Raw genomic sequence first — 18,116 nt, 5'->3', positions numbered from 1 at the left:
CCTTATCTGAGAAGAAAGTCCGGATAAAAAACGATAAGGATGAAAAAATGCTACGCAGTTCTTGCTGGTATACTTTTGTTGCAGGCGCACACCTTTGCACAGGCGCCTGGAGCCACAGCCCCGCGGCAGGGACAAGGACAAGGACAGGGACAACAGGGAAGACCTAACATGCCCCAGATTGGCCATCTTTATGGCAAACTGGTGGATGCAAAAACAGGGAAACCAATAGAATATGCTTCTGTTACTTTATTAAGGCAGAAAGATTCCTCACTGGTGACAGGTATGCTCACCAAACCCAATGGCGACTTCAGCCTCGAAAGCCTGCCATTCGGCCCCATGATACTGCGCGTCAACTTCATGGGCTACACCAGCATGCAGAAAAAAGTAATCATCACCCCGCAGGCTACAGAACAGGATCTCGGCAATATCAAAATGCAACAGAATGTAAAAACACTGCAAAGCGTGGAAGTTACCGGGCAAAAAAGTGCCTTCGCCATGGGTATCGATAAAAAAATATTTAATGTAGACAGGAACCTCACCTCCGTTGGCGGAACAGCACAGGATGTACTCAAAAGCGTACCTTCCGTGAATGTAGACCTCGATGGAAATGTTACCGTGCGTAATGCTTCTCCCAACATCTTTGTAGATGGTAAACCTTCTACACTTACCCTCGATCAGATACCCGCAGATGCTATAGAAAGTATTGAACTTGTTACCAACCCCTCTGCAAAATATGATGCGGAAGGTATGTCCGGCATACTGAATATTGTACTGAAGAAAAACCGCAAAGCCGGCTTCAATGGCGCGGTGAACGCAGGTATTGGTACCGGTAACAAATATAACGGCGGTGGCAATATTAATATCCGGCAAGGCAAATTCAATGTGTTCGCCAACTATAATATCAATGCCAATCAGAACTGGGCAGATGGTACTACCAGCCGCAGCAACTACAGCAACGGTCAAAAGGCAGACACCAACTTCCTCTTCCAGAACAGCAACAGCACCAGCAAACCAACCTTTCAATTCGGACGGTTCGGACTGGACTATATGCTCGATAACAGGAACACCATCTCTATCTCACAAAATATTGTAGCCGGCGATTTTAAAAACAACGAAGACCTGCGAAGCACCTTCTCCGACAAGAATCACGTGGTAACCGGGATCAGCGACCGCCTGAACAATAATAACTTCAGCTTCCGCAACTACACCACTGCACTGAGTTTCAAACATACCTTTGCACAACCGAATAAAGAATGGACCGCTGATATCAATTATAACAACAGCAAAAACAACCGCAACGGCGACTATCTCACACAGGCGCAAAACGCCGATGGATCACCGCTCGGACAGGCATTGCTGCAAAATAACACCACCAACGGTAAAACCACTTTTGTTACTTTCCAAACAGATTACACCAATCCCATCGGAAAGAACGGTAAGCTGGAAGTAGGCGCCAAAGCTACTTTACGCGATTATACCAGTCTATACAACGTATACGACAGGGATACCACTACCGGCGAGTTTATCAACAATCCGCAGCTCTCCAACAATTATAAATACAACGAAGAGATCTATGCCGGTTACGCCAACTTCGCCAACACCATCGGCAACTTCGGCTACCAGGTAGGCTTACGTGTGGAACAATATGTGTACGCAGGCGAAAATGAAGGCACTAAGTATAAACCCACCAAAGCGGTACCAGGATTATTTCCCAGCCTCTTCCTCTCCGAAAAATTAAAGAACGATCAGGAACTGCAGCTGAATTATTCCCGCCGTGTAAACAGGCCCAATTTCTTCCAGCTGATTCCTTACCGCGATTACAGCGATCCGCAGAATCAGCGGGAAGGTAATCCCAACCTGAAACCGGAATATACCAACAGCTTTGAATTTTCATATGTAAAAAACTGGGCTAACAGCAACTTCCTCGGCAGCGTGTATTTCAGGAATACCAACGACATGATTTCCACCATCAGCACGCCCATCGGTGCGGATACGCTGCTCACACAATACATCAATGCCAACAGGAGCAATTCCTATGGTGCTGAGCTGACCATGAAGAATCAAATCCTGAAAGGATGGGATCTCACCAGTAACGTGAACTTCTATCAAACAGATATGAAGGTAAACGCCAATGGCCAGAACTATGATAATAACGGCTTTAGCTGGTTTGCCAAAATAAACTCTGAAACAAAATTACCGGCCAACTTCACGGTGCAGGTAAATGCCACTTACCAGGCGCCCACCATTGCGCTGCCCTCATCCGGCGGTGGTGGCGGAGGCGGCCGTGGTGGCGGAGGCGGCGGATTTAACCAGATCCCCAGCTCCGCACAAGGCACCATCAAAGGCTTCAGCACAGTAGACCTGGCAGTGAAAAAAGATTTCCTGAAAAATAAAGCAGCTTCTTTAACACTCAGCTTATCCGATATTTTCAATACCCGTCAGTATGAACTGAACCAGGCATCACCGGAGTTTGCACAGGATTATATCCGCAAACGTGAATCCAGGATACTGAAACTCAACTTCAGCTACCGCTTCGGTAAGTTTGATGCATCGCTGTTTAAAAAGAAAAGAAAAGACTCCGGAAACGATACGCAGATGGGCGATCCCATGCAGAGTTTCTAAAAACATATTAAAGAAGGTGAATGCAAACCACAGGCCGGTTAGTAGTGTTACAGCACTCTGCCGGCCATGTTTTTTTAGCTACCACTCATCATATTTCGTGAATGTTTACACATACGCCTATTACTTTTACGCTGTTGTTGTATCATTATTAAAGTTGCTAAGTCCACGCATGCGAAATCTTTTTTCACTCATGGTCGTGCTGTTTGTTGTGTCGTATAACGCTAACGCACAAACGCCCATTTCTGCCAGCCTGAAGGTAACAGGAAAGGTAGTAGATATTGTTACCGGGAAACCCATTGAATACGCTTCTGTGGTACTGCTAAATCAAGCCGATTCTTCCATGGTTACCGGCGCTTACACCACACCCGCCGGCACATTTTCACTCAATAATGTCACACCCGGCATCTATGTTGTCCGCATCACCTTTATGGGATACGAAAAACTGGAAAAGGCAGTGCGGGTAACAGCAGGAAAAAATACACTGGCCGGCACACTTCGCCTGCAATCGGCCGGTAAAGTGCTGAATGCGGTGGAAATCAAAGCAGAAAAACCAGCGTTCTCCATGCAAATAGACCGGCAGGTATTTGATGCCGGTAACATGATTAACGCAGAAGGAGGAACGGGAACGGATATACTAAAAAACATTCCCAGCGTGGATGTGGATATCGATGATAACATTACGCTCCGTGGTAAAAGTGTTACTATTTATGTGGATGGTAAACCCTCTCCTTTCGGGGATGCTAAAACAGCCCTGCAAATGATTCCCGCGGAAAGCATCGACCACGTGGAAGTCATCAACAATCCCTCTGCGAAATTTGAAGCCAACGGCAGCGGCGGTATTATCAACATCGTACTGAAAAAAGATAAAGCAATCGGCTATAACGTTATGTTCAACGTAGGCGGCGCCACCCGCGGGGAAGGCTTCGGAAGCGCCAATGCAAGCCTGCGCATGAAACGGTTCAATTTCTTCGGCAACTACAACGGTCGCTACGAACAGGTAAACGGCAGCGGGAAAAGCTTCCGCCAAAACCTGGTAGCAGACAGCAGCAATACCTGGTTCTTCTCCCAGAACAGTAAAAATGAAAACAGGAACACCAATAACGGCGGCCGCTTCGGATTCGATTACTTCATGGATGATCACAATACCTTCACACTGTCGCAGGGACTTAACTTTGGCCACAGCCAAAATGAAGATAATATCCTCCTGAACTACATGGACCAGAAAATGGAATCCCTGCGTAACGGAGAGCGCGCCAATAACAGCTACAACCGCAGCAATAATAAAAATACCAATCTCAGTTATAAACACACCTTTGAAAAGCCCAACCAGGAACTCACGGCTTACATCAGCTACAGCGGTAATAACAGCAGCAGCGGCAGTAACTACAATACCCAATATCACATTGCCTCAGTAGATACACTTCCCAACGCCGACAAACAAAGCAATAAAGGAAAAAATGGTAACCGCTTCTGGAACCTGCAATCAGACTACACTTCCCCACTTGGAAAGAAAGGTAAGCTGGAAGCAGGCGTGAAAGCTACTATGCGGCATATCGACAATAATTACGTGGCTACGCTGTTCGACTGGGACGACAAGGATTATGTGATCAGCCCTACCCTGTCGAATAAATATGATTATGAAGAAGACATTTATGCAGGCTATCTCAACTTCGCCAATGCCATCGGCAACCTCGGTTACCAGATAGGCGTGCGCGCAGAACAATCGCAGCTCAAAGGATACTCGTTTACAAAAGATACCACGGTGAATAACCGCTTCTTTAACCTGTTTCCAAGTGTATTCCTGAAATATAATATGCCGAAGAACCAGAACCAAAGCCTGGTATTCAACTATTCCACCCGGATAGACCGGCCCAACTTTGATCAGTTGCTGCCCTATATCAACAACTCCGACCCGCAGAATATCCGTACCGGTAACCCGGAGCTGCAGCCTGCACTGTCGCATAAGTTTGAGGTCAGCTACTCGGTATACTACCCGTCGTCCAATAATTACCTGAGCACCAGTACGTATTTCGCGCAAACAAACGATAATATCGACCGTATCAGCACACTGGACACTATTTCCGGCGTTACCACTACCAAACCCATGAACCTGGCCACCCAGCAGAATATGGGCGGTAATGTTTCTTACAGCCTGAATCTTACCAAATGGTGGAAAGTATGGGCCAACCTGAATGTGGAGTACAGCAAGCTTACCAGCATCGCCGTCAATAACGAAAACTTCAGCTACGGGTTAAATGGAAATACACAATTTCGTTTACCCGGTAAGTTTAGTGTGGAACTCGGCGGTCATTTCCGCTCTCCCCGCATTCAGCCCCAGGGAACCTTCAAGGCCATGAATGGCATTGATTTGGGAATCCGCAAGGAATTGCTGAACAAATCGCTGGTAGTGGCCCTCAATATCTCGGATCTGTTGAATACACAGCAGTTCAGCTCACATTACGAAACAAATACCTTCATCCAGGACTACGACCGTAAAAGGGCTACCCGCTTCATCCGGCTGAATGTGCGTTACCGCTTTGGCAAAATGGACCCGAACCTGTTTAAGAAAAAGAAACCACAGGAAGAAGAAGAAAAACAGGAAGAAGAAAAGCCCAGGGAGGGCGCCGGACGGCTTTAATAAAATCAGGCAGGATCATATCAGTGCAGGGGTATCATCACCCCTGCATTATTTTTTTCCGGCCAGCATGGGAACAAAAGAGAAGTTGTCGAACAGCTCCTGTTCAGTCTCCGTTTCGCTGATCCTGGTGATCCGCAGCATACGTTGTACATCCTGTCCGCCTACGGGAATCACCATTTTGCCGCCGATCTTCATCTGTTGCAGTAATTTTTCAGGGATATGCGGAGCAGCTGCCGTTACCAGCACCTTATCAAAGGGCGCATAGGTCGATAATCCCTCATAACCATCCCCGTAAAAGAAACGAAGATTGCGATATTGGGCTTTGAAAGGAAAACTTTTCACCTGGTCAAACAGCTTCCGTTGCCGTTCTATCGTGTATACATTGGCTTTCAGCTCGGCCAGTACGCAGGCCTGGTAGGCGCTGCCAGTCCCTATCTCCAGTACTTTTTCATAAGGTTTTACCTCCAGTAGCTGCGTTTGATAGGCTACCGTATACGGCTGTGAAATGGTTTGCCCCTCCCCGATAGGGAAGGCCCGGTCGTCGTAGGCTATACTCTCAAAAGCCGTATCCAGGAAAAAATGCCTGGGAATATTGCCAATAGCTGCCAGTACGTTTTCATCTGTAATACCTTTCTGACGGATACTATCGACTAACTGTTTACGTAATCCTTTTTGTTTATAAGTATCTTCATACCGCCTCATGGCCGCAAAATTAACCAATACAAGGGATTTTCAATGTATTTTGAAATCCGTAATTTCCAACATTCATTTTTTTATTTTTACTTTACAATCCATTTTAGCATTTACGGCTCACAAAAAAAAGACCATGGATATAAATATTCAAAACAAAGTAGCGCAATGGCTCAACGGTAATTACGACGCTGAAACCGTTGCCACACTGAAGAAAATGCAGGAAGGAAACCCTGATGACCTCAACGACGCCTTTTACCGTAACCTCGAATTTGGTACCGGTGGCCTCAGGGGCATCATGGGCGTTGGCACCAACCGCATGAATAAATATACTCTTGGAATGGCCACCCAGGGCTTCGCCAATTACCTCAAAAAAACCTTCACCGGCGAAATTAAGGTAGCCATTGCACACGACAGCCGCAACAATGCCCGCTTTTTCGCAGAAACCGTTGCCAACGTTTTTGCCGCCAACGACATTAAGGTATTTCTTTTTGAAAGCCTGCGTCCCACACCGGAACTGTCTTTTACCATCCGTCACCTGCGTTGCCAGGGTGGTGTGGTACTCACCGCCTCCCACAACCCAAAGGAATACAACGGCTACAAAGCCTACTGGAACGACGGCGCACAGCTGGTGCCGCCCCACGATAACAACGTGATCCGTGAAGTAGAGAACATCGCCTCCCCGGATGAGGTAAAATGGACCGGTGGTGAAGCCAATATCACCCTCATCGGCCAGGAAATAGACGAAGCTTACCGCAAGGAACTGCTCAGCCTGTCCATCAATCCCGATATCAACAAACAACAGCACGACCTTAAAATAGTATACACACCTATTCACGGTACCGGCATCACCCAGGTGCCCCAGCTGCTGGAACAATACGGCTTTACCAATGTAACCATTGTACAGGAACAGGCCACGCCGGATGGGAATTTCCCCACCGTAGTGTACCCTAACCCGGAAGAATCCGAAGCCATGAGCCTCGGCCTCAAAAAAGCCAAAGAACTCGATGCCGATATTCTCCTGGGTACCGACCCCGATGCCGATCGTGTAGGCATTGCCGTGAAAGACCTCAAAGGAGAATGGATCCTGCTTAACGGTAACCAAACCGGCGTACTGCTGTTTAACTACATCGTGGAAAGCCGCAAAAGCAAAGGACTCGCCAAAGCAAACGACTATATTGCCAAAACAGTAGTAACATCCGACCTGATCGATGTATTCGCTGCCAAAAACAATATTACCTGCTATAACGTACTCACCGGCTTCAAATGGATCGCTGACCTGATCCGCCGTAAAGAGCCGGAGGAAAACTTCATCTGCGGAGGTGAAGAGTCCTATGGCTATATGATTGGTCAGAATGTGCGCGATAAAGATGCCATCGCCTCTGTAGCCATGATCTGTGAAATGGCGGCCTATGCCCGCAGTCACGGCAAATCCCTGTTTGAACAGCTGATCGACATCTATGTACGCTATGGCTATTACATGGAAAGTTTGATTTCTATTACCAAAAAGGGAATGAGAGGCGCGGAAGAAATCGCCGAAATGATGCGCGGATACCGCGAAAATCCACCGGTTACCATCAACGGATCACCGGTTGCAACGCTGTACGACTACCAGCTGCAACAGATCAGGGATATTAAAACCGGCGACACCAAAGCGCTGGATCTCCCGAAATCCAATGTACTGCAGTTTGTATTGGAAGATGGCAGCAAAATATCTGCCCGTCCCTCCGGTACCGAACCAAAAATCAAGTTCTACTTCAGCGTAAACGCACCACTGGCCAGTGCAGGAGACTACGACAAAGTGACCGCTGAACTGAATCAGAAAATAAATGGCATTATTCAGGATCTGAAACTGAAATAAAGCCCGTCATCTGAAAAGATGATAAAAGCCGGGAATGTTGAAAGAAAGGACTCCTCCGGAATTTCCCCCTTTCAGCATTCCCGGTATTGTTTAGCTACCCGCATGAAAAAGCCACTGCTTATCCTGATCCTGTTACTGCCGTTTTTCAGCAGCATGGCACAAAAAAAGGTGCCTTTTTCCACTATTCCTGATACCACCATCCCATCACGCGTATGGATCCTGAGCGGCACCACCGCAGCCCTTTACGGCGCGGGGCTGGCAGCACTCAATACCGCCTGGTACAAAGGCTACCCCAGGTCGGGATTCCATTTTTTTAATGATATGGGAGAATGGAACCAGGTGGATAAAGCCGGGCATATTTTCAGCGCTTACTTCATCGGTAAATATAGCCGCGAAATGTGGCGCTGGTCGGGGCTTCCACGAAAAAAACAGATCTGGATCGGGGGCCTGAGCGGATTTGCTTACCAGTCCGTTGTGGAGGCACTGGATGGCTACTCGGCTGAATGGGGATTTTCCTGGGGTGATATGGGCGCCAATGCCATCGGCTCCGCCCTGCTCATCAGCCAGGAACTGGCCTGGAATGAACAACGCATCCAGCTGAAGTTCTCAGCACATCCGCAACATTACGATGACCCGGTACTACAGCACAAGGCAGATCAACTCTTTGGCACCACCTTCTGGGAAAGAACCCTGAAAGATTATAACGGTCAAACCTACTGGCTGTCAGTAAACCTCTACTCCTTCCGGAAAGAAAGCCGGCTCCCCAAATGGCTGAATATTGCCGTGGGATATGGCTCACAGGGTATGATGGGTGGCCGCGATAACACCTGGACAGACGAACGCGGCATCGGTCACGATTACAGTCAACTACAGCGTGTACGGCAGTTTTATCTTTCCCCTGATGTGGATTTCACGAAAATACCCACACGAAAAAAGGGTGTTAAAGTAATATTCCAGGTATTGAATATGCTGAAGTTTCCCGCCCCCACCTTTGAAATCAACTCAAAGGGGAATATGAAATTACACGCGGTTTATTTTTAACGCCTTATTCGAAATAAGCGGAGATGATCTCTTCGCCGTTCATTTCCACCAGCACCATGTCCTGCAGGGTGGTAGCCAGTGAATATCCTACGAAGTCAACGGATAAAGGAAAGGACTTATGCTTACGGTCTACCAGCACGGCCGTCTGGATCTTTTTGGGGAGATATTTCAGCAATGGTTTCAGGGCGTACAGCATGGTGCGGCCGGAGTTGGCCACATCATCCACCACCACTATCACTTTGTTATTGAAGTCAATTTCTTCAGATACCACTACTTCACCGGGATGCTGCTTATCCAGGCGTAATTCAATAATATGGATGTTCAGGGGGGATATCTGTCCGAGGATAGCAGCCAGCTTATGGGCTATGATCACGCCACGGTCCCAGATACCCGCTAATATGATATCCGTGCCATCGCTGTTATGCTCATAGATTTCATATGCGATACGCTCAATTTTCTTTTGAATGATATCCTGCGTTAGAATGATGTTCCTGCTTTCCATGGTTGCAAAAATAAGCAATTAGCCATTAGCAGTTAGCACTTAGCAAAAAAATCAAATACACTAAACCTTAACCCCTAACGGCTGATAGCTAAAAAAGACATAAATTAGGGAGTCAAATCTGAGCTAATGCGAATTGTACAAGAATTATTATTTGTGATCCTGTTCGGAACAGCGGTATATCTTTTTGCCCAAAAAGCAATCCGGATAAGGAAAAACATACTACTGGGACGTGATAAAGACCTGAGCGACCATCCGGATCAACGCTGGAAAAACCTGCTGTTGCTGGCTTTTGGTCAGAAAAAAATGTTCCGTAACCCGCTGGTAGCTGTACTCCACTTCTTCGTATATGCCGGATTCCTGATCATCAACATTGAAATCCTGGAAATCATCCTGGATGGTATCCTGGGCACACATCGTTTATTCGTTCCCGTATTAGGCCCGGTTTACCCGGTGCTGATCGGTTTATTTGAAATACTGGCTGTGCTGGTGATTGCCGGCTGCGCCATCTTCCTCATACGCAGGAATATATTGAAGCTGAAACGCTTTATGGCCCGCGAACTCAAAGGGTGGCCGCGCTCAGATGCCAACTATATCCTGATCACGGAAATTGTGCTGATGCTGCTGTTCCTTACTATGAACGCTGCAGATCAGGCTTTACAGGCCAAAGGCGCCTCACATTATGTGGCTACCGGCAACTTCTGGATTTCAGGGATGTTTGCGCCCCTGCTCAGCGGCATGTCTGAGGGCTCGCTGGAAGTACTGGAACGCAGCTGCTGGTGGCTGCACATTGCCGGCGTACTCGCTTTCCTGAACTATCTTCCTTACTCCAAGCACCTGCATATTATCCTGGCATTCCCCAACGCATATTACGCCAGCCTGGAACCAAAAGGTGAAATGGAAAACATGCCCTCCGTACAGCATGAAGTACAGCTGATGCTGCAACCGGAGTTGGCTGCCAACGCGCCCGCCTCCGATACCATGCCTAAGTTCGGCGCCAAAGATGTAATGGACCTTACCTGGAAAAATTTGCTGGATGCCTATAGTTGCACAGAATGCGGCCGCTGCACGGCTGCCTGCCCGGCCAATATCACCGGTAAACTGCTGTCGCCCCGCAAAATCATGATGGATACCCGCGACCGCCTGGAAGAAGTAGGCCACAACATCAAAGCCAATGGCGGCACCTTTAAAGATGATAACAAAGCCCTCTTACGCGATTATATTTTAGAAGAAGAACTGCGCGCCTGCACCACCTGCAACGCCTGCGTACAGGAATGTCCCGTGAGCATCAACCCCCTGGATATTATCCTCCAGCTGCGCCGCCACCTGGTAATGGAAGAATCCAGCGCCCCGGCAGAATGGACCGGCATGTTCAGCAATATCGAAAATAATATGGCCCCTTGGAAATTCAGTATGGACGACCGGGATAAATGGACCGGGGAATAATTTGCATAAAAAAAGGAAGGTTTTAAACCTTCCTTTTTTTATGCAAATTAATTCGCTCTCACAATCACATCTTTCGGCGCTCCCGGAATACCATCCACCCTCTTTGTGGTTTCACCATTATGCCCCGTGCCTACATTCAGGTAAAAAATACTGCCTCTTACTCCCACCAGCAGCTGGTTGCCATTTTCCAGCAACTTCAGCATAGTGATCGTTTGCCCGCCGAATGAAGAAGCCATTTCCTTTACATCTTTATTCAACGGGTTATACCGGTACACCTTATCTGCCTGGGTAAAATAAAATACACCCACCGGCGACTCTGCCCAAAGCGTGGCCGCACTGATCTTATCCGCAATCACCGGCTTCCTTTTTTCCAGCGCATGAAAAACAGGATCGCTGCCTGTTCTGAACTCCACGCCAAAACGCAGTTCCCTGATCTGGCCCGCACTGTCGCAGAACGCATAACATACGTTATCTGAAAAACGACCCAGGTGCAACATATCCATCTTCAGGTTCTTCGGTGTAAAAGCGGAATCTTTTACAATGTAATTGGTATCAAGATAATTGCCCCAATCCATCCGCACCATCTTCCGCTTCGTTTCTTCAAAACCCACAAAATACCCGCGGTTATCAGGATCACTGGCAATAATAGACGGCGACAGGCTATAGGTACCGGAAAGCGGGATGCCCATAAAGCCGTAATAGGTGGCAAAAGGAGCTGTTTCTGTAGCGCCGCGGTATAATTGTTTATTGATGATGCCCACGGGTACACCAAGACTCGAAGGGATAAAAGTAGATACCTCCAGCGGACCCGGATCAGAATAAAAATTCTTCGCCAGGGTTCTTATCTTTCCAAGGTTATTGGGATCAATATAAACGCCGCCTGTTTTAAAAGTAGCCCAGTAGCCGGTAATGAGATTGCCATAATTAACATTCTTCATCATGGTTAGCTGCAATGCGCCGCCAGGAAGGGTATCGTGATTAATATTGGTATATACGTCGGCTTGTACTGTCCCATCTTCTTTAATAAAAGATATTTTGGAAGACGTTACATCATCACTCAACACCACCGTACCACGTGTAAAAGTAGCGGTACCATTGATCACAAATTTATAATAGTACTTCATGCCGGTAATGCTATCGTACACAATGTATACTGCGGGGTAACGCGATGCGCCCAAACCAAATACAATGCGCAGCTCCTGGCCGGTATAATCCTGCGTCCCCATCTGGCCCGGAACGGATATCTTCCACAATCCCTGGTACTTTGTATTGCCGGAGGCCAGCACCACTTTCGGCGATATGATAAAGCTATCCCCTACAACCGCCATGTAAGCGGTATCCAGCTTTGTGATCACCGGCTCCGGGATTGGGTGATAATCGTAATTGCCTTTGTCTTTATAGCAGGCGGTAAATAATACCAGGATGCCAATGATATATAGAAATACATGTTTCATGCGTATAGATTTTTGGTTATTGTGGTACAATCCTGTTCCCGTTTTCATCATGGAAATAATACCTGCCGTCTGCAGTACTGTGTTCCAGCGGGTATTTTTTATTAAGATTACCGGTATTGTAGAAATAATAAGTACCGTCCGGTTCCTGCCCGATAGCATATCCCTTATCCTTATAGTCGGCCGCACGGGCAATAGGATCCATCATAAACGCGCGGAACTGCCGCAGGTAAAACAATGTTTTGGGAGTAGACTGCCAGTCGGAATTATCCAGCTGTAATTCAGTGGTACCGGATGTACGGATAAACAGTTCATGCTTCACACGGGAATAAACACCAAGGTCGCTTTCCCATACCACCCACCACAGCGGCTGTTCCAGCCGGTTTGAAAAAGTAACCTTAGCCGTGTCGTAGGAAGGGAAGTCATTGCCAAATGCACTGGAAGCCATAAGCTTCAGTTTAATCACCACAGAGGTATCGAGCAACAGCGGATCGCTGCCGGAAATGATCAGCGGCAAAAAAGTCCTGCCTGAATCTGCCGGGATCTTATAGGCCGAGTCCAGCATTTTGTAATGTAATCCCACGAGGGCAGTAGTACCCTCAGCTATTACCTGTGCTTTGAACCACCTGTCGTACGATGCCCGTTCCCCCGAAATCCTTACCGGCAGTAAAAGCGTATCTATCGATTTTTCAGGAAAAAGCGCAAAGGAATAAAAGAAGCTGTCTATCCTGGTATTCTTTATATAATCTGTAAAATCAAAATAAACATTATTGTTCTCACGGAACACCAGATCATCCTGCTTTTTGCATGCCATCAGCAGTATCCAGCTGAACATGCCTGTCGCTATTATCTTTTTCATGTGTGATATTTTATCGGTTACCGTATGCGATTTCATCATCAGGAAGCGGCAGTACAAACACGCCATCGGAGGGTGGCACCGGCTTACCGCCTAATCCCACTATCGACCTGTTCAGGCGTTTGTACATGTAGAATAGCTGTCCTTCCCCATACAATTCCTTGCGCGCTTCTTTCAGCAGTTCGGCATAAAAACTGTTGGTATCTGCCGGGCCGCTATATGGCCCGATACCGCGGTGTAACCGTACTTCATTGAAATATGCCCATGCCTTATCCGGATCAGTAGCAAAAGTGCATTCCGCGGCGATGTAATAAATTTCACTGAGCCGTAACGCAGGCCCCATCAGGTAATGAAGATTGTCATCTGTGCGCTTGTATTTTTCCAGTTGCAGATAAGTAGTGCTGTTAACGGATTGTTCGCTGAACCACTGTTTAAAGCGGAAATCCTCCCCGCCTACGCCTGCTACTTCATAGATGTTTTTACCTTCTGTACTGGAAATAAATAATCCTTCCCCGGTGCCTTTCCGGAACAGGTCATTCATGGCATCTTTCCGGTTAGGCATATAAAAGCCGAAGATCAGTTCCTTATACAGGATCCTGTCTTTCTTTGCATCATTGCCATTCATGAAATCTTCCTGCCGGGTCCACGGAAATTTATTGGCATTAATGATTTCCAGGGCATTCTGTAATGCGTGTACCGGGTCTTTTTTATAGAGATATACCCTGGCCAGTTCGCCGCATACCGCATAATAATTTAAACGGTGCCGGCGCTGCTGCGCAAACATTTCCCCATTGGCTTCGGTACTGGAATCCGCGATCATATATCCTACTTTATAACCCGCATTTAAAATAGGGTCTACTCCACGCAGTATTTCTTTTGCTGCAGTGAGATCTTTGATCACAGAATCCAGCAGCGCAGTTACGGTTTGCATCGCGGCAGCGTTCTTGGAAAACTCTGTTGCATAAGGCACGCCTCTGGCGGCCGGCATGCTGGCAAAGGAAGGAGCAAAAAGGCGGAGCGCATCAAAATGGCACCAGGCCCGCATGGCCAGCGATTCTCCCTTTATCAGGCCGTAGTTAACACCCGACAGGATACTTTTTTGCTGATCTACTTTAGCAAGAATTAAATTGCTGTTGGCAATCACTTCATACAGTCTTTGCCAGATCCTGCCTTTCCTGTCGATCAGGCTTTTATCTTTATAGTTATACAGGGATGCCTGCCGGTAACCCGCCCCGTCGAGAACAGGGATCGCATAGTTCTGCGCCAGTACATCCGGCAAACCACCCATCAGCTCCTTGCCATAAATATCTTCATTCAAACACAGGCTGTAAAGGCCATTCACAGCATCTTTAAAGCCATCTTCGCTTTTGAACAGCTCATCACCGGATACTTCCGAAATCGGTTTAATATCCAGCCATTTGCTGCAGGAAGTGGAGAGTAATAAAATGAGGACTAAATACTTCTTCATATATAATGATTTTAGAACCTTGTTTGAAGTGAGAAAGTGAAGCTCCTGGCAAACGGGTAGTCAATACCTCTTTCTGCCGCTACGGTAGACCAGTAGCCGATATCATTCATATTGAGGGAAAGCCGGAGGCTTCTCATCTTCAAACGGTTGTAGAATGCTGCAGGCGCTTCGTAAGAGAGATACAGCGATTTAAATTCCAGCCTGTTTTCTTTTTGTACAAACCGGGAAGAAGCCCTGGTCAGCGACTGATCCGCAATGTCTTTGTAGAAAGTAACATCTCCCGGTTGCTTCCACCGGTCAGTTAGCACGCGGGAGTCTACGTTAAATCTGGGATCTGCATTTTCCACACGGTCCAGCAACGTCTGGTTGTAGTAGTCGCCGCCAAACTTGGTATAGAAGCTCACTTCCAGCATCCAGCTCTTATACACCACGTTGCCGCCAAAGAAGCCTTCCAGCTTGGGTGTTTGATCCCCTACCGGCACCGTATTTTTCACATCATAGATATAAGTTTTGGAGCCATCCTGGTTCAGGAAAATTTCCTTACCGTTTTCAGGATCAATACCCAGCGACCGTACCGCGTAAATGGTATTCATGGATTGGCCTTCTTTATAACGTAGCAGCGATAAAGATTTCAATTCATCTTTTTCATTCTGTTGCTTGTCGATATCATCGTTATAGGCTTTGAGCGCATTGGATATTTTGGTGATGACGTTGGTATTATGCACCATGTTGGCCCAGAGATTTACAGACATATCGCGGTTACGGTATACATTCCCACGGATGTTAAACTCATATCCTTTATTCACCATTTCTCCCAGGTTCTCTTTATACTGGTAAAAACCGGTGGAAGGCGCTACATTGATATCTGCCAGCAGATCCTTGGTGCGTTTATAATAATAGCGGGGCGCTACATACAACCGGTCGTGGAACAGGCCGAGTTCTGCACCCAGGTCGTAGTTTTGTGTGCGCTGCCATTTCAGGTTGGAGTTGCCATACGCTTTAAAATGCGCTCCTACGCCGGTAGAGTACCAGTCGCCGGTATAATACTCATAAGTAGTATTGGACAAATAGGCAGGGAAAGATACTTCACCTGTTAAACCGGTGGTGGCTCTCAGTTTCAGCTGCGACACAATCGTGTTACGCAAAAACTTTTCGTTGTGCAGGTTCCATCCAAGGCCGTACGACCAGAACGGCGCCATGCGTGCATCTACCCCGAATTTGGAAGATCCGTCAACCCGCAGCGTGGCATCCATCAGCAGGCGGTTTTGATAAGAGTAGTTGATGCTTCCAAAAGCGCCGGCCAGTCTCTCTTCATAAGTTTCGCCGGTAGGCGCTTTATCTTTTTCGTAGGTTCTGGCAAAGGTGATATCGGTAAACTGGTCGTTGGTAAACCCTTGCGCCTTAAAGGTTTTCAGGGAACTTTTAGCGTCCTGCATATTCAACCCGAGCGAAGTGTTGAAGAAGTGATCGCCTATTCCTTTGTTGTAATTCAATACCAGGTTACCATTGTACTGTATCTCATCACGAACGCCGAAAGTATAGCTGCCACGGTCTTTCAGGTCGTCGCCGGTTTTATCAAAAAAGTCGTTGCTATAGGGAGAAATGAACTGATCGGCGGTAGAGCGGCGTTTGGTTAAGCTGAAGTCTCCGCGGAGTCTTAAAGTATTGGTGATATTATATTCAGCAGAAAAGGCGTCGGTAAACTCCAGGTATTCTGATTTGTTGAAGCTGGCAAGGGTAGCTTCATACATGGGGTTCAGCACGGTGTTGAGCTTCATGCCATTGGTTGCGTAATCCGGCACATTCCATTTATCCAGTTCCCGCAGCAGCTTGCCGGTAGAATCGGTTTTAGGGAAATAAGGATTCATGCGCGCATAGGTGGAAAACTCCCCGTAAGGCGATTCACGGCCGTTTACCTGCGAGATGGTAAACTGGTTGCGGAACAGTACCTTATTATCTTTCAGGTTGTATTGCAGGTTGGTAGCGAGACTGTAACGGTCGCGTCCCGAGCCTTTCATCGCTCCTGCATTGGTTTGGTAACGGCCGTCGATAATATATTTGAGCGACTGTGATCCGCCTTCCAGCGTCACGGAATGTTTATGACCAAAATCGGTGGCAAGTGGCTGCGACAGCCAGTAGGTATTTACACCCGCCAGTACATTCCTCCGTTTGGCGTAGTACTGCATCTGCAGTTCGTCCTGCCCTTGTCCTAATGCATTTTCGTATACTCCCGACAGTCGCTCATATTCCAGTTTCTGTTCGCCGTTGAGCAGGTTATATGCCGTGAGGTCTGGTGTGGTAACATTCAGTTCATAGCCATAGGTGAGCGACAACTTGCCTTCTTTCGGAGGGCGGGTAGTGATCACGAGTACGCCGTTGGCGGCACGGGAGCCGTAAACCGCGGTGGCTGCTGCATCTTTCAGCAGGGTTACTGCCGCGATCCTGTTGGGATCAAGGTCGTATACCGACTGCACCGGAACCGGGTAACCATCAATTACAAACAACGGCAGGTTGGGTGTGCTGTTGATCTGGTTGCGGGTGAGTTCCGTGGTTTTGCCGGTAGGCAATGCGGTAGTGCCTCTTACATTGATGTTGGGCAGCGCATTGGGGTTGGAACCGGAGAAATTATTCTCTACGAGTTTAAAAGAAGGGTCGAAAGATTGGATACTGGCCAGGATATTCTGGGGGTTGAATCGTTTTAGCTCTTCTCCCGTAATAGTAATAGCCGATCCGGTGAAATTATCTTTCTTGATATTCTGATAACCGTTTACCACCACATCTTTCAGCGACTGCATATCGGTGAGCAGGGTAACGGAAATGGAAGTACGTTTTCCTGCTTTTATTTCCTGTGTTTTAAAGCCGATGTAGCTAAAAACCAGTACAGCGTTATCGGGAACGTCTCTCAGTTCAAAGCGGCCATCTGCGTTGGTTTGTACGCCATTGCGGGTACCTTTCACCACGATAGTGACGCCGGGGATGGGCACACCGTCTTCCTGCGTTACCTGTCCTTTCACCGGCGGATGCACGGGTACCTCCTGCACCGGTGCAGGGGCGGTGGTTACTACAGCTGCTGCCGGGGTCGCAACCGGCGCCTGTTGCTTCGGTGCGGAAGCAGGCGGAGCAGGCGCATCTTTCCGGAAGATGATATAATTATCCGCGCCGGCTTCTTCTACCTCCAGGTTTAGTGGCTGCATCAGGCGTTGCAGGTAAGCCTGCATTTTAACCGATGCTGTTTTTGGCGAAGGAACCGTTGCTTTCAGGTCTTTGATGGTGTTGCCCGTATAGTTGATACGTATCTTATACCGGTCTTCCAGTATCGCAATAACTTCCTTCAGGGGAAGTGGCTGCTGCTGTGTAACCGGGCGGGCAGTGGCATACAATACATCATGTTGACGGTGCAAAGGCGCCGCTGTAGCCGGCGACACACAAAGCTGTATCAGCAGGGCCATAGCCATGCTTCCGCCAACACGCCTGGCGTAAAATTCTATCATAGCAATAGATTAGGTTGGTTGAATAATTGTTACCTCGTTATTATGGCTGATTA

At 47.6% G+C, this 18,116-nt stretch carries 11 protein-coding genes; 5 read left to right on the top strand and 6 right to left on the bottom strand.

Going from position 1 to position 18,116, the window contains the following annotated elements:
- Positions 1 to 39: 39 nt before the first annotated feature.
- Together ACLHR0_RS17735 and ACLHR0_RS17730 are read left to right on the top strand one after the other, a co-directional pair.
- A complete protein-coding gene (locus ACLHR0_RS17735) occupies positions 40 to 2,622 on the top strand; it encodes a TonB-dependent receptor domain-containing protein (RefSeq protein ID WP_436488331.1) in 2,583 nt (860 codons plus the stop codon).
- A 169-nt stretch (positions 2,623 to 2,791) separates the two neighbouring features.
- Positions 2,792 to 5,260 carry an outer membrane beta-barrel protein gene (locus tag ACLHR0_RS17730; protein ID WP_436488329.1) on the top strand — a complete coding sequence of 823 codons (2,469 nt, stop codon included), beginning with the start codon at positions 2,792 to 2,794 and terminating at the stop codon, positions 5,258 to 5,260.
- A gap of 48 nt (positions 5,261 to 5,308) precedes the next feature.
- On the opposite strand, the gene ACLHR0_RS17725 is transcribed toward ACLHR0_RS17730, so the two are convergent.
- On the bottom strand, positions 5,309 to 5,962 hold the full coding sequence (locus tag ACLHR0_RS17725) for a protein-L-isoaspartate(D-aspartate) O-methyltransferase (RefSeq protein ID WP_429046124.1): 654 nt from the start codon (positions 5,960 to 5,962) through the stop codon (positions 5,309 to 5,311).
- A 124-nt stretch (positions 5,963 to 6,086) separates the two neighbouring features.
- Here ACLHR0_RS17725 and ACLHR0_RS17720 point away from each other — a divergent pair, with 124 nt between their 5' ends.
- Both ACLHR0_RS17720 and ACLHR0_RS17715 read left to right on the top strand, forming a co-directional pair.
- Entirely contained in the window at positions 6,087 to 7,811 is a 1,725-nt protein-coding gene (locus ACLHR0_RS17720; RefSeq protein ID WP_436488327.1) for a phospho-sugar mutase, read from the top strand.
- A 102-nt stretch (positions 7,812 to 7,913) separates the two neighbouring features.
- Entirely contained in the window at positions 7,914 to 8,852 is a 939-nt protein-coding gene (locus tag ACLHR0_RS17715) for a DUF2279 domain-containing protein (RefSeq protein ID WP_429046121.1), read from the top strand.
- A gap of 4 nt (positions 8,853 to 8,856) precedes the next feature.
- Here ACLHR0_RS17715 and ACLHR0_RS17710 read toward each other — a convergent pair whose 3' ends face one another.
- Positions 8,857 to 9,354 (bottom strand): phosphoribosyltransferase family protein, encoded by a 498-nt coding sequence (locus tag ACLHR0_RS17710; RefSeq protein ID WP_370912661.1) that lies wholly within the window; start codon positions 9,352 to 9,354, stop codon positions 8,857 to 8,859.
- Between the two features lie 126 nt (positions 9,355 to 9,480).
- Between ACLHR0_RS17710 and ACLHR0_RS17705 the strand changes: the two genes are divergently transcribed.
- Positions 9,481 to 10,797 carry a 4Fe-4S dicluster domain-containing protein gene (locus ACLHR0_RS17705; RefSeq protein ID WP_429046119.1) on the top strand — a complete coding sequence of 439 codons (1,317 nt, stop codon included), beginning with the start codon at positions 9,481 to 9,483 and terminating at the stop codon, positions 10,795 to 10,797.
- Positions 10,798 to 10,844: 47 nt separating this feature from the next.
- On the opposite strand, the gene ACLHR0_RS17700 is transcribed toward ACLHR0_RS17705, so the two are convergent.
- The 4 genes from ACLHR0_RS17700 to ACLHR0_RS17685 are packed head-to-tail and all read right to left on the bottom strand — an operon-like array spanning position 10,845 to position 18,063.
- Positions 10,845 to 12,251, bottom strand: coding sequence for a PKD-like family lipoprotein (locus ACLHR0_RS17700; protein ID WP_436488324.1), 1,407 nt, complete (start codon positions 12,249 to 12,251; stop codon positions 10,845 to 10,847).
- A gap of 16 nt (positions 12,252 to 12,267) precedes the next feature.
- Positions 12,268 to 13,107 (bottom strand): DUF4843 domain-containing protein, encoded by an 840-nt coding sequence (locus tag ACLHR0_RS17695; protein WP_436488322.1) that lies wholly within the window; start codon positions 13,105 to 13,107, stop codon positions 12,268 to 12,270.
- 10 nt (positions 13,108 to 13,117) lie between these two features.
- Complete coding sequence (locus ACLHR0_RS17690; RefSeq protein ID WP_436488320.1) at positions 13,118 to 14,572, bottom strand: RagB/SusD family nutrient uptake outer membrane protein; 1,455 nt, start codon at positions 14,570 to 14,572, stop codon at positions 13,118 to 13,120.
- Positions 14,573 to 14,583: 11 nt separating this feature from the next.
- Positions 14,584 to 18,063 carry a SusC/RagA family TonB-linked outer membrane protein gene (locus ACLHR0_RS17685; protein ID WP_436488318.1) on the bottom strand — a complete coding sequence of 1,160 codons (3,480 nt, stop codon included), beginning with the start codon at positions 18,061 to 18,063 and terminating at the stop codon, positions 14,584 to 14,586.
- Positions 18,064 to 18,116 lie beyond the last annotated feature (53 nt).

The organism is Chitinophaga sp. ARDCPP14 (genome assembly GCF_051362515.1).
Lineage (GTDB): Bacteria > Bacteroidota > Bacteroidia > Chitinophagales > Chitinophagaceae > Chitinophaga.
This window is presented reverse-complemented; position numbering and strand designations above follow the sequence as displayed.